Annotated in this window: 19 protein-coding genes; 2 read left to right on the forward strand and 17 right to left on the reverse strand. The window is 52.5% G+C overall.

What is annotated here, in order from left to right; all coding sequences use genetic code 11:
* Positions 1–315: 315 nt before the first annotated feature.
* Both IDH44_RS05735 and IDH44_RS05740 read right to left on the reverse strand, forming a co-directional pair.
* A complete protein-coding gene (locus tag IDH44_RS05735) occupies positions 316–555 on the reverse strand; it encodes a hypothetical protein (protein WP_190915609.1) in 240 nt (79 codons plus the stop codon).
* Between the two features lie 88 nt (positions 556–643).
* Complete coding sequence (locus IDH44_RS05740; RefSeq protein WP_190915611.1) at positions 644–1,261, reverse strand: stage II sporulation protein M; 618 nt, start codon at positions 1,259–1,261, stop codon at positions 644–646.
* A 138-nt stretch (positions 1,262–1,399) separates the two neighbouring features.
* Here IDH44_RS05740 and pdaB point away from each other — a divergent pair, with 138 nt between their 5' ends.
* Positions 1,400–2,188, forward strand: a complete 789-nt coding sequence (pdaB, locus tag IDH44_RS05745; protein WP_190915613.1) for a polysaccharide deacetylase family sporulation protein PdaB — start codon at positions 1,400–1,402, stop codon at positions 2,186–2,188.
* On the opposite strand, the gene IDH44_RS05750 is transcribed toward pdaB, so the two are convergent.
* On the reverse strand, positions 2,189–2,815 hold the full coding sequence (locus IDH44_RS05750; protein ID WP_190915615.1) for a KinB-signaling pathway activation protein: 627 nt from the start codon (positions 2,813–2,815) through the stop codon (positions 2,189–2,191).
* A gap of 208 nt (positions 2,816–3,023) precedes the next feature.
* On the opposite strand from IDH44_RS05750, the gene gerD reads away from it, so the two are divergent.
* Positions 3,024–3,683 (forward strand): spore germination lipoprotein GerD, encoded by a 660-nt coding sequence (gerD, locus tag IDH44_RS05755; RefSeq protein ID WP_223869418.1) that lies wholly within the window; start codon positions 3,024–3,026, stop codon positions 3,681–3,683.
* A 54-nt stretch (positions 3,684–3,737) separates the two neighbouring features.
* Here gerD and IDH44_RS05760 read toward each other — a convergent pair whose 3' ends face one another.
* The 14 genes from IDH44_RS05760 to IDH44_RS05825 form a co-directional block, all read right to left on the reverse strand.
* The gene (locus IDH44_RS05760) at positions 3,738–4,829 is read right to left on the reverse strand and encodes an Mrp/NBP35 family ATP-binding protein (protein WP_190915616.1); all 1,092 of its coding nucleotides are present in this window, start codon (positions 4,827–4,829) and stop codon (positions 3,738–3,740) included.
* 86 nt (positions 4,830–4,915) lie between these two features.
* A complete protein-coding gene (gene cwlD / locus IDH44_RS05765; protein ID WP_190915618.1) occupies positions 4,916–5,680 on the reverse strand; it encodes an N-acetylmuramoyl-L-alanine amidase CwlD in 765 nt (254 codons plus the stop codon).
* Positions 5,681–5,860: 180 nt separating this feature from the next.
* A complete protein-coding gene (sat, locus tag IDH44_RS05770) occupies positions 5,861–7,027 on the reverse strand; it encodes a sulfate adenylyltransferase (RefSeq protein ID WP_190915619.1) in 1,167 nt (388 codons plus the stop codon).
* A 16-nt stretch (positions 7,028–7,043) separates the two neighbouring features.
* Positions 7,044–7,736, reverse strand: coding sequence for a phosphoadenylyl-sulfate reductase (locus IDH44_RS05775; protein ID WP_190915621.1), 693 nt, complete (start codon positions 7,734–7,736; stop codon positions 7,044–7,046).
* A gap of 142 nt (positions 7,737–7,878) precedes the next feature.
* The gene (gene rpsI, locus IDH44_RS05780) at positions 7,879–8,271 is read right to left on the reverse strand and encodes a 30S ribosomal protein S9 (RefSeq protein WP_190915623.1); all 393 of its coding nucleotides are present in this window, start codon (positions 8,269–8,271) and stop codon (positions 7,879–7,881) included.
* Between the two features lie 18 nt (positions 8,272–8,289).
* On the reverse strand, positions 8,290–8,727 hold the full coding sequence (rplM, locus tag IDH44_RS05785; RefSeq protein ID WP_190915624.1) for a 50S ribosomal protein L13: 438 nt from the start codon (positions 8,725–8,727) through the stop codon (positions 8,290–8,292).
* A 203-nt stretch (positions 8,728–8,930) separates the two neighbouring features.
* Positions 8,931–9,698, reverse strand: a complete 768-nt coding sequence (gene truA, locus IDH44_RS05790; RefSeq protein ID WP_190915626.1) for a tRNA pseudouridine(38-40) synthase TruA — start codon at positions 9,696–9,698, stop codon at positions 8,931–8,933.
* Between the two features lie 126 nt (positions 9,699–9,824).
* Complete coding sequence (gene rplQ, locus IDH44_RS05795) at positions 9,825–10,196, reverse strand: 50S ribosomal protein L17 (protein WP_190915628.1); 372 nt, start codon at positions 10,194–10,196, stop codon at positions 9,825–9,827.
* 68 nt (positions 10,197–10,264) lie between these two features.
* Entirely contained in the window at positions 10,265–11,209 is a 945-nt protein-coding gene (locus IDH44_RS05800) for a DNA-directed RNA polymerase subunit alpha (protein ID WP_190915629.1), read from the reverse strand.
* Between the two features lie 127 nt (positions 11,210–11,336).
* Complete coding sequence (rpsK, locus tag IDH44_RS05805; protein ID WP_190915631.1) at positions 11,337–11,732, reverse strand: 30S ribosomal protein S11; 396 nt, start codon at positions 11,730–11,732, stop codon at positions 11,337–11,339.
* A 19-nt stretch (positions 11,733–11,751) separates the two neighbouring features.
* Positions 11,752–12,120, reverse strand: a complete 369-nt coding sequence (rpsM, locus tag IDH44_RS05810; RefSeq protein WP_190915633.1) for a 30S ribosomal protein S13 — start codon at positions 12,118–12,120, stop codon at positions 11,752–11,754.
* Between the two features lie 23 nt (positions 12,121–12,143).
* Complete coding sequence (rpmJ, locus tag IDH44_RS05815) at positions 12,144–12,257, reverse strand: 50S ribosomal protein L36 (RefSeq protein ID WP_003333770.1); 114 nt, start codon at positions 12,255–12,257, stop codon at positions 12,144–12,146.
* A 40-nt stretch (positions 12,258–12,297) separates the two neighbouring features.
* The gene (gene infA, locus IDH44_RS05820) at positions 12,298–12,513 is read right to left on the reverse strand and encodes a translation initiation factor IF-1 (protein WP_190915634.1); all 216 of its coding nucleotides are present in this window, start codon (positions 12,511–12,513) and stop codon (positions 12,298–12,300) included.
* A gap of 3 nt (positions 12,514–12,516) precedes the next feature.
* Positions 12,517–12,807, reverse strand: a complete 291-nt coding sequence (locus IDH44_RS05825) for a KOW domain-containing RNA-binding protein (RefSeq protein ID WP_190915635.1) — start codon at positions 12,805–12,807, stop codon at positions 12,517–12,519.
* Positions 12,808–12,810 lie beyond the last annotated feature (3 nt).

Below are 12,810 nucleotides of genomic sequence, written 5' to 3' on the forward strand. Positions count from 1 at the left end.
GCGTTCGTCCTGAGCCAGGATCAAACTCTCCATAAAAGTGCACCCGAAGATGCGTTTTATTGAAGGAGCTTGGTTAGCTCATTCGTTGTTTTTGCTCTTCCAGATTCCCGAGAGAATCTGGGGCTTTACGCTCGTTGTTCAGTTTTCAAGGAACCATTTTGTTCGTCTTGCTCGCCTCCGCTCTCTCAAGCGGCGACTCTAATAATTTAACACATAGGCAATTCAGAAAGCAAGTGTTTTTTTCTTGCCTCAAAACATGAATATGTTGCCCCTCAAATGGGACGATTGATAGAATAACACAATAATCGAAAAGTGTCAACTATTTCCCTTGCTTTTACGGGGGACTCTGGATGAAAGAGCATAGCGCGACAAGTCTTTAGGCGAGGCAATACGGGCATACATTCGAAAAATGACTTTGTACCGTTTGGTAATCGCGGCTTTTATTTCCCCATCCATTCGACCGTCTTCCAGATCGAGCAGCATTTCATCCAGCTCTTTTCGCAGCACATAGTCCAATTCTTTGCATTCCTTATCGTTAAACAGTATCCCGAGCATGCTTTAAACCGCGCCCCTTTCCAGAATCACCACGGCGTCTTGTGCGCCACTCTATATGGTATGCTCAGATTCTGGAAGTTTTATTACTTTAATTTATCGTATTAACCAGCCATACCGTGACTGTGCTTTCGATTACTGCCGCAAGAAGCAAGGAAACGACTAATATCACCATAATCGGCACTGTTCGTATGACGAACGCTTCGTATTGCTTGCCTAAGTCCGGTGATTTTCCAAAAAGCGCCCCAATCCCTTTAAAAGACAGTATTCCAAAGCGAATACCGTATGCGCATGCGACCACAAGAGCCGGAATTTCAATAATGCCATGGGGCAGTATTCCCTTTGCGATAAGTTCAAACAACGTGCCTTGCTGCGGTTGCATGTGCGTAAATAAATACCCCAATACCATGCCGTTGACGAGCATGAAAAAAATGGGCACTACAGCGAACAGCACCCCAAGATACATAATCACAACCGATTTAACGGCATTGTTTAGAAAAATAATGCCGAACATGGCCAGCCCCGGGTTACTGGAGCTCTCCGCGGTGTCCACAAGCTGGCGGAGCCCTTCGATCTGACTATTCATGAACGATTCCAATTGCACATTCGTGCCGCCGACTACCATGCCAGCGAAAAACAAAATCGTAGCGAAGGCAAAGTATCCCTTCATCGCTTTTAAATGGGCCACTATGGCGCGATAGGAAAACATGGACGCCCCCCTTATTGTCTTGGCGGCTTTTGATGCCGCAGATTTTACTGCTTATTTGTTCGCCCATGACGCATAACTTGAGCGTACAGGCCATACATTTTATAAAACAAGCCCAGAGCGAAAGGAGCGCCGACTCTTATGAACATGTTTTATGTCATTAATGGCCGCCGCGTCAAGCGCTATTTTTTAATCGTGGTTGCTCTCCTCTTCACGGCCGGTGTCGTATATGCGGAAAGAGATAATATCACGGTATTCTCCCCTCAGCAACCAGCCGCCATTTACAGTGTGCCTACTGAAAAGAAGGTACTGGCTCTGACCTTTGACATCAGTTGGGGGGATACACGAGCCGAGCCGATTCTAAACGTTTTGAAGGAAAAAGGCGTAGAGGAAGCAACCTTTTTCGTATCCTCTCCTTGGAGCGAGTCTCACCCGCAATTGGTTCAGAAAATCGTAGAAGCCGGCTATGAAATCGGTAGTCACGGGCACAAGCATGACTTCTATACCAAGCTGAGCGACGAGGAAATTCGCAAACAAATTCAAACGGCCCACGCCATTATTTCGGACGTATCCGGAAAGACGCCAAGTCTGATTCGCTTGCCCAACGGCGACTTCGACAAACGGGTGCTGCGTATTGCTGAAGAACTGAATTACAAAGTCATCCAATGGGATACCGACTCTATGGATTGGATGAATATCGGCACAGACAAAATTGTAAATCGAGTCGTCAGCAAGGCGCATCCCGGAGACATCGTGCTTATGCATGCCAGCGATTCCAGCAAACAAACCCATGAAGCTTTACCCGTCATTATTGACCAATTGCGAGCGAAGGGCTATTCCTTCGTATCGGTCAGCCGGCTGATCAGCGGGACGGAAGTGAGCGGCAAGACCATCCAAGACAAATCGGCCATGCTGCCAACCGAATTGTAATTACGAGACCGACTTCGTCACAGCGGAGTCGGCTTCCGGTTGCTTCAAGATGCGATGGAGCTGCAAAATCTGGTACGCATTGCAAACAAACAACGGAATAAACATAAAAATTACCGCATTGGCATTGCTCTCTTCGCCGCTCAGGGCCGGCCATCCTTCGATGACCGTGGCCACCACCATTAAGAAGAGTGTCGGAACCAGCGCACTCTGATTGGTGCGCTTGACCTTGATGACGCTAACTGCCCAAGACAAGGCGAAAAGGACCACGGGGAGCACGTAAAATAACCATCCGCCCACCTGCTCCCTGTTCTCGTACAGTATATATCCGAGCCCGAGGAGCACAAACAACGTGGTGTAAGCCTGTAGCGTGTTCCACAAATATTTTTTACGCAGAATACTGAGCGCAATATAATTGAGGGTTAAGTAAGCAAAAAAGCCCATGTGGCTAAATGCGCCAATCATGGTGCCGACCAGCGCCATCATCAAGGCATTAAAACCGGTGGCCTCTATCCCCAAAAATCCAAATTCACTGTCGGTGATCTGCATAATTAAGCCTGACACGGCAGTTGTTACTGCCCCCACTGCCAGTGTGGTCCAAAACAAAAAAAACCATTTTCGCAAATTCACGCTTTTAAACCTCCCACTTTTGCGGCGCACTTTCGACCTCGCCCCCATCCCCCCTATTTTACCACTTATCCAACAAAAAGCCTACGCGGCACAAATGATAATCGCGTGAACAATGGCGCATACTACACATCAAGACGAATAAAATTTGAACAAATGCCAGCGGCGTTTGCACAAGTACAGCGCGAACGATTTGAAGGGAGATCTGCGTATGAAGCGAATGCGAAGGCCCTTGCTGCTGATCCCCGCTCTCCTCTTATTGATGTTAGCCGGCTGCGGCGCCGAGCCCGCTTCCGGAGGACAGCCCAGCTACAAGGACATGAAATCGATGGTGATCGATATACTGAAGACCGAAGATGCACAAAAGGCGCTTCAGGAATCGACCATACAAATGACAGGCGGAGTCGGCAGTCAAATGGGCATGCTCTCTGTAGACGACCAAGAACAGGTGCGATTGGCCGTCAAGGAAGTGCTTGTTTCACCGGAATACGACAAAGTGATTGAAACGCTAATGACGGACGTACGATTTGCCGGTGAATTTGCCAAGGCCGTCAATAAGCAGAATAAACAGATTCACAAAGATTTGTTAAAGGATCCTTCGTATCAAAAAGATCTGGTCACCGTCATGAAAAGTCCGGAAATGGACCGCATGATCCTCGACGTGCTGCAAAGCACCCAATACCGGGAGCAAGTGACGACAATGATGCAAGAAAGCTTGCAAAGTCCGCTTGTGCGGCTGCAAATTCTTGATTTGCTTCGGCAAGCGGTGAAGGAGGAGCTTCGCGTCAAACCGGATGAAAAAGTGGATAAGTCCCAGAACTCCGACGATAAAAATGCGGAAGACGGCGCAAGCGAAGAGATGAGCTCATAGCCAGCAAAGATAAGGGCTCCGTTACCGGAGCCCTTTTGACCTGAAAATGGGAGGTTACATGGAACCGCTGCGCTTGCGAATCAACTGCTGCGCCATCTGTGTATAGAGCTGACCGGTCGACGAATCTTCCTTGTAGACGGAAGGAGAGAAATCCGGCTCGGAGGGATGATTGTCGGGCGCGCCCAGCGGAATTTGTCCCAACAAATCAGTATGAAGCGTCTCGGCCAGCCGGGCTCCGCCGCCTCGGCCAAATACATAATCGCGCTCACCGTCTTTTGTTTCGTAATAAGACATATTCTCGACCACACCCAGAATTGCATGCTTTGTCTTGAGTGCCATAGCACCCGCTCTCGCTGCGACGAAGGCCGCAGTCGCGTGCGGGGTGGTCACAATGATCTCTTTGCTTTGCGGAATCATTTGATGAATGTCGAGCGCGACATCGCCCGTACCCGGCGGCAGGTCAAGCAGCATATAATCCAGCTCGCCCCATTCAATTTCTGCAAAAAAGTTGCGGAGCATTTTCCCGAGCATTGGTCCCCGCCATACGACCGGGCTGTTGTCTTCGACAAAAAAGCCCATTGAAATCACCTTCACGCCAAACCTCTCAATTGGAATGACCCGCTCGTCAACAATGTCGGGCCGCTCTTCGATGCCCATCATGTCCGGTACGCTGAAGCCATAAATGTCGGCATCGATGATACCGACGCGCTGCCCCAATCTAGCCAACGCGGCAGCTAAATTTACCGTGACGGTAGATTTTCCGACGCCGCCCTTTCCACTGGCGACGGCCACAAATTCTACCGTGCTGTCAGGCCCCAATAACGGATGCACCTCCATTCCGGCGCCGTGTCCTTTTACGGGCTCATTGCTTTGCCCGGTGCTTGCCGCTCTCCCCGAGGCCTCTTCAGCTGCGCCGCTTGCCGGCTCCGATGCCGGACGGAAGCGCACGTGTACGCGCTCCGCCCCCAGATCTGCAATCGCGGCCTGCAACGCCTTCTCCATAACTGGCTGGGACTCTTGATCAGGTACCAGCACCGTCATGGATACGCTCAATTCCTTCACCATAATATCCCGCACCGCTGTCCCTTTGGCAGCCGCTTTTACAATCGGCTGGACGCGCCCCAGCACCTGTTCTCTCGTCAACATGTTGATTCCCACCTTTTACAGAGCCCTGCTCGGAAGCAGTGCTCCTTGCAATCTTGTCCCCATTATACCACAGTCGGAATTCATTGTTAGGGCGCGGCCTGGAGACGTTCTCCCGAAGAGAAGCGCAAAATGCCCTGGTAAATGGAAGCGGCCATTTTGTGCTGATAATCCGGGTTGCCGAGCTGCTGCGCCTCTCCGGGGTTGGACAAAAATCCGACCTCCACCAGCGCGGTCGGCATATCCTCAAGCGCCTTAAGCAAGTAAACCGTATTGGCCGTATTGGCTTGCCGGCTCGTATTCTCCATATTGCGCCGAATCTCCTCTTGGATGAGTGCGGCCAACGCAAAATTATCCGGGTGGTTCGGATAGTAGAAGGTCTGCGCGCCCGACCATTGCTGCTGCGGAATGCTGTTCATGTGAATGCTGACGACCAGGTTTGCCCGCCGGTCTTTGATCAGCTCCACACGCTTCAGCAGATCCTCCGTCTTGCGACGGCGAATGACGGCAGTATCCGCGCCGGCAAGATCGTAATCTCCTTCTCGCGTCAGATACACCAATGCCCCCGCCTCTTGCAGAAAGTCGCGGACCTGCAGCGCTATGGTCAAGTTCAAATCCTTCTCAACCAGACCGGACTGGCTAGTGGCCCCCCCATCTATACCGCCGTGCCCTGCGTCAATAACCACGATTTTTCCCGACAGCGGCAGGGTCCAATACGACCAAGTCCGCGATGCCGGTACATCCTGCGTCATCAACAAGGCTGTCAGCATGAGGAGAAGTACGCCTACTGCCAATCTGACGCCGCCACGGGCATTCATAACAATGACTAGCTTGCGCCTTGCACGTCGCCGCATCCCGATTCCCCCATCTCAAGCAATGTCTCTGGACCGTTCTGAGTTACGGCCCTGTCCATTATTCACTATATGGGACAGGGAGGGACATTATGCGCATGGGCATGCGGACAATCAAGCAATCGGATATAGAAACAAGCGCTGCCCCGACTAGCATGGGGCAGCGCTTGGTCTTCCTGGCGTCTACAATATATAATGCTCCGACATGCCTTCAATCAGAATTTGCGCGACTTCTGGACGCGAGAACTCCGGTGGCGGGCACACGCCTTCGCGCAGCATCGCGCGCACCTTCGTGCCAGACAAGGTCAGATGCTCGCTCTTGTCATGCGGGCACGTCTTGCTCGACGCCATGTTGCCGCATGTCTTGCAATAAAAGCTGTGTTCAAAAAACAATGGCGTGATCCCCAATTCCTCTGCAGAGAAGCTCCGCAGCAACTCCTGGGCTTCATAGGTGCCGTAATAATCGCCTACCCCGGCATGATCGCGCCCGACAATAAAGTGTGTACAGCCGTAATTTTTGCGAACCATTGCGTGGAAAATAGCCTCGCGCGGACCGGCATAACGCATCGCCGCCGGAAAAACGCCGAGGAACACCCGATCAGCCGGGTAATAATGTTCAAGCAGCGCGACGTAGCTTCTCATTCGCACTGCGGCTGGCACATCATCCGATTTGGTTTCGCCGACAAGCGGATTGAGAAAAAGCGCATCTACGACCTCCATCGCACTTTTTTGAATGTATTCATGGGCGCGGTGTACCGGGTTGCGGGTCTGGAAGCCGACCACTGTCCGCCAGCCTCTGTCCGCGAAGAGCTTGCGCGTCTGCGCAGGATCAAAATAATACTCGCCAAATCGATCCGGCTGCGGCCGATTCAGCACAATTACCGTTCCGCCCACGTAATGGTCCGGCTTGGACAGCAGCTTCTGAACGCCCGGATGCTCCGCATCGTCCGTTTTGAAGACTTGCACCGCCTCAACCTTCTGATCAACCTTGTAGACGTCCTGCACATCAATCAAGCCATACACGACGCCATCCTCGCCGACAAGCGCTGCCCGCCCGACTCCGGTCAGCTCGGCAGCCTTGGCCTCGTCAACGGCAAGCGTAATCGGAATGCTCCACACCGTGCCATCGGCCAGGCGCATCGTTTGGACCACCGCTTGGTAATCGGCTTCGTTCATGAATCCCGTCAGCGGAGAGAATGCGCCTACCGCAATAAGATCGAGATCGGAAATCGTCCATGCATTAATCGTAATTGTAGCTAGACCTGCCGCTTCGGCAAGCAGCTTTTCCCGCTCGACTCCCTCCGCCAGGCGATTAACCAGTGTCCCGCCATGCGGTAAAATTTGCGTCATATGCTTGTTGCCCTCCTTATTTGTGCAGCCCGCACTCGGTTTTTTCGTTGCCGGACCAGCGTCCCGCACGGGGATCCTCGCCAGGCATGACCTTGCGCGTGCAATACTCGCAGCCAATGCTCGGGTAGTTCTGATCATGCAACGGATTGTAGATCAAATTATGCGTGCGGATGTAGTGCCATACATCGTCAGAGGTCCAGCTTGCGATCGGATTGAATTTGACAAGTCCGAATTTGGCGTCGTATTCAATTTTTTTTGCGTTGGCCCGCGTAGGCGCTTGATCGCGGCGAATGCCGGTGATCCAAGCTTCGTATTGGGTTAAAATTCGGGTGAGCGGCTCGACCTTGCGAATGTTGCAGCAGGCATTCGGCTCGCTCTTCCACAATTCCGCACCATGCTTCTCTGCCTGTTCTTCCGGTGTGAGCTCAGGCTTGACTTCCACAAACTTGAGATTGTAGTGCGCAGCCAGCCGATCCCGCGTCTCGTAGGTTTCCTTAAAGTGAAAGTCTGTGTCGAGATAAAAAATATCCGAGGACGGGCTAATTTTTTGCAGCATATCGACCAGCACGACATCCTCCGCGCCGAAGCTGCAAGCCAATGTAAGATTGGGGAACGTCTGAACCGCATATGCAATCACGGCCTCCGGCGTCGCCGCTTCCAACGCCTCCGCCTGCTGGGCAATCAACGCTTCCTTTTCAAACAAATTCATTTGAATGGCCTCCGTTCAATTCCGAGTAAATTAATATGCTTTATATTAATTATACGACTTCTCCCAGTTTAGAGCAATCCCCATTTGTGCAAAACGATAAAAAATACCTTCTCCGAAACCGGAGAAGGTATTTGGGACAAGCTTAACGTTTGGAGAACTGAGGCGCGCGACGCGCAGCCTTGAGTCCATATTTTTTCCGCTCTTTCATACGCGGATCGCGAGTCAGGAAACCTGCACGCTTCAGTGCGGGACGGTATTCGGGGTCTGCTTTGAGCAAGGCCCGGGAAATGCCGTGGCGGATTGCGCCAGCTTGACCAGTCGTGCCGCCGCCGTCTGCCAATACAATAATATCGTATTTGGTCAGCGTGTCCGTCAATGCCAGAGGCTGCTTAACAATCAGCTTCAGTGTCTCGTGACCAAAATATTCGTTCAAATCACGCTTATTGATAACAATTCGCCCTTCACCCGGCACGAGACGCACACGTGCGACCGAGTGTTTCCGGCGACCTGTTCCATAGTATTGTACTTGAGCCATGAAACCGTCCTCCTTGTATTAGCCGCGAAGTTCGTAGACTTCCGGTTTTTGTGCTGCGTGCGGGTGCTCCGATCCAGCATATACTTTCAGCTTCAAGCGCATTTTGTTGCCCAGACGCGTGTGTGGCAGCATGCCATGAATTGCACGCTCCAAAACTCGCTCCGGCTTACGCTCGATCATCTCTTCTGCGGACATGACCTTCAGGCCGCCCGGATGAAGGGAATGGCGATAGTATTTTTTGTCGCGCATTTTGTTGCCTGTCAAAACAATTTTTTCGGCGTTAATGACAACGACGAAGTCACCAGTGTCAACATGCGGCGTGAATTGCGGCTTATGCTTGCCGCGAATCAATGCGGCCGCCTCGCTTGCCAAGCGGCCGAGCGTTTTGCCTTCAGCATCAATGATATACCATTTACGCTCAACTTCATTCGGCTTGGCCATGTACGTGGTACGCATGAATGATCCTCCTTCATTTCAATCCAGCATTTCAATCGTGCAAATCGCTTGTGTATGGTTAACGAAGCGTATTGAATATTCGTTTGTAATCCAGTTATGCAAAGCAAGTTTTGCGCCAAACTTAGCCGGGGCCGTGGGATAGCCACTAAGAAGGCACAAGTTATATTTTACTACAGATAGCTTCACATAGCAAGAAAAACAATTTATTGCCTCGCTTCGCGCTCAAAATCAAGTTCTTCATATTCTACGCTCCATAGCGTCAATCCGTGCGCCATCGCCTTTGGTCCAGCCAGGCTCCGATCTCGTGCCGCCAGAATAGCCGCCATGCGCGCCGCCTCCATTTTTCCTTCCCCGATTCGCATCAGGGTCCCCATAATAATCCGGACCATATTGTACAAAAAACCATTGCCCGTGAAATAAAAATGCAGCACGTCTCCTTCTTCCTCGAGCCATGCTTTGTAGATGGTTCTGACGTGACTCCGTTTGGTCGAATGGATCGAGGTGAAGGTGGTGAAATCATGCTCCCCCACCAGCGCGCTCATGGCGTCTCGCATGGCATGGACACGAAGCGGATTATAATGGTGGAACTCATAGTTGCGGCGAAAGACATCCGGATATTTGCCGGTGCGGATGGAGTAGCGATACGTTTTTCGTTTGGCCGAGCGGCGTGAATGAAAAAGAAGCGGCACCTCGATCGCCGTGAGTACGACAATATCCTGAGGCAAGCGGGAGTTGAGCGCGACTGGCCACTTGGACACCGGAATGCTGGCATTCGTATGCACATGAAAAACTTGGCCGCGCGCATGCACCCCGGCGTCGGTACGGCCGGAGCCATGAATTTTGACGTCCTCTCCGGTCAGCATCGCCATCGCGCGTTCAATTTCACCCTGAACGGTTTTGCCGATCGGTTGAATCTGAAAGCCATTGTAGGCAGTGCCGTCATAGCTGACCGTCATGCATAGGTTGCGCAACCTTTCTCAGCCTCCCGTTTTCGCTTCCGCGCAAAAACACCCTTGGCATCTCATAGGCCAAGGGAGCTTTGCGTGGAATGCCAAGCCGTCTATCATGACGCGCTTCCGAATGATAGCAGAGCGATCTTAGGCCTCTGCGCGGTCAACCAGTTCCAGGTAGACCATCGGTGCAGCGTCGCCGCGGCGAGGCCCCAGCTTCAGAATGCGGGTGTATCCGCCCGCACGCTCCGAATAGCGGCTAGCCAGTTCGGAGAACAGCTTTTGAATTGCATCCTGCTCGCCATCGATCGTCTCACGACGAACAAAAGCCGCCACCTGACGGCGTGCATGCAGATCTCCGCGTTTTGCGAGCGTGATGAGCTTTTCGGCGATGGAGCGCGCTTCCTTTGCTTTTGCTTCAGTCGTCTGGATTCGCTCATACAAGAACAGATCCGTAACCAGATCGCGGAACAAGGCTTTGCGTGCGCTCGAGTCACGGCCCAATTTTTGATATGCCATTGATTTCCCCTCCTTCAAACCATTCGCTAACGGCTGACGGCCAACGCGCCGCCGCCGATCTCATGATGCTAGTCTTCCATGCGCAGGCCCAAGCCAAGCTCCTCGAGCTTTTCTTGCACCTCTTCCAGAGACTTGCGGCCCAGATTCCGGACCTTCATCATGTCCTCTTCCGTCTTGGTGATCAACTCTTGCACCGTATTGATGCCTGCGCGCTTCAGACAGTTGTACGAACGTACTGAAAGATCCAGCTCCTCGATCGTCATCTCGAGCACCTTTTCCTTCTTGTCCTCTTCTTTTTCGACCATGATTTCCGCATCTTTTGCTTCGTCGGTCAAGCCGACAAACAGGTCCAGATGCTCGGTCAAAATTTTTGCGCCCAGGCTAACGGCTTCCTCCGGCCGAATGCTGCCATCCGTCCAGACTTCGAGCGTCAGCTTATCGTAGTTGGTCACTTGTCCGACCCGCGTATTCTCAACGCTGTAATTCACGCGCGTAATCGGCGTATAGATCGAATCGATCGGAATGACGCCGATCGGCTGATCCTCCCGCTTGTTGCGGTCCGCCTGTACATACCCTCGGCCGCGGCCAGCGAAGATCCGCATATGCAGCCGTGCGCCGGGGGCCAATGTTGCGATATGGAGATCAGGGTTGAGAATTTCGACGTCGCTATCCGCACGAATATCGCCTGCAGTAATCGCGCCTTCGCCTTCCGCATCAATTTCCAACACTTTCTCCTCGTCGGAATGAATCTTCAGCGAAAGACCCTTCAGATTGAGAATGATCTCGGTCACATCCTCAATCACACCGGCGATTGTCGAAAACTCATGAAGCACTCCGTCGATCTGCACCGAAGTAACTGCCGCACCCGGCAACGACGAAAGCAATATGCGCCGCAGCGAATTGCCAAGCGTCGTTCCGTAGCCGCGTTCCAGCGGCTCCACCACGAAACGTCCGTATGTGCCTTCTTCATTCAGTACCACGGTCTCGATTTTCGGCTTTTCGATCTCAATCACGAATGAAAACCCTCCTTCAAAGCGTCGCTCCGTAACCATCCGTTCCGGGGGTCAAACCATGTAGTATGCCTAACCTTCACAACCATTATTCACAAGTTGCGGATATTTGATACCACACCCGCGCAAACTACACGCGGCGACGCTTCGGCGGACGGCATCCGTTATGCGGAACCGGAGTGACGTCTTTAATCAGGTTTACTTCAAGACCGGCAGCCTGCAGCGAACGAATCGCAGCTTCGCGTCCGGCGCCAGGGCCTTTTACCATAACTTCAAGGGATTTCATGCCGTGCTCCATTGCCGCCTTGCCAGCCGTTTCAGCTGCCATTTGCGCAGCGTACGGCGTGCTTTTGCGCGAGCCTCTGAAGCCCATGTTGCCCGAGCTGGCCCACGATACGGCATTGCCGTGCGGATCGGTAATCGTGACGATCGTATTGTTGAACGTCGAGCGGATATGCGCGACCCCCGTCTCGATATTTTTCCGGTCGCGACGCTTTGTACGGACGACTTTTTTCGGTTTGGCCATCGTTTAATTTCCTCCCTTCTTACTTCTTCTTGTTCGCAACAGTCCGGCGCGGACCTTTACGTGTGCGAGCGTTCGTTTTCGTGCGCTGGCCGCGCACAGGCAGCCCGCGGCGATGACGAATGCCGCGGTAGCAGCCGATCTCCGTCAGACGCTTGATGTTGAGCGAGATTTCACGGCGCAGGTCGCCTTCGACCTTGACCGACTTGTCGATGACATCACGCAGGCGGCTGACTTCGTCTTCCGTCAGGTCGCGAACGCGGGTCGCTTGATCGATTCCCGTTTCAGCCAAAATTTTCGAAGCGGTCGTTTTGCCGATTCCGAAAATGTACTGCAGGGCGATTTCCGTACGCTTGTCGCGCGGCAAGTCAACTCCAGCTATACGTGCCATAGTACGTTATCCCTCCTTTATCCTTAACCTTGCTTTTGTTTGTGCTTCGGATTTTCACAAATCACCATAACGTTGCCTTTGCGACGAATGACTTTGCATTTCTCGCAAATCGGCTTGACCGAAGGTCTGACCTTCATTGTGATTACCTCCCGAATCCTTCTGAAACGGGCACTTGCCCTATTTCCGATAGGTGATACGACCTCTAGTTAAATCGTAAGGCGACAATTGGATTACCACTCTGTCTCCGGTCAGAATACGGATAAAGTGCATTCTGAGCTTGCCGGACACATGGGCAAGAATTTGATGTCCGTTTTCCAGTTCCACCTTGAACATGGCATTGGGCAACGGTTCGATTACCGTGCCTTCAACTTCAATCACATCTTCCTTGGCCAACAGTCATTCTCCTTTCCGCCTCAAATACTTCGCAATGGCGTAGCGCAGCTTTCCGTTCGTTACACTTCCGGTCTCGCGCAGGCTATCCGCAACCTCGCTGCTGACATAGGGCAGCAGCTCCAAGTGGCTTCGATTTTTGCGCTTGGGCTGAGCGAACCTGCGCTTGTGCCCGTCGGCGATCCATACCAGCCGATCGTCTTCGAGCCCGATCACAACCGCATACGTCCCTTCATCCTTGCCTCGCGTCACCTGAACCACCTGGCCGAGCGCTGGAAGCTCCTCCACCCGGAACATCGT

It is taken from the genome of Paenibacillus sabuli (assembly GCF_014705605.1).
Classification (GTDB): Bacteria; Bacillota; Bacilli; order Paenibacillales; family Paenibacillaceae; genus Paenibacillus_D; species Paenibacillus_D sabuli.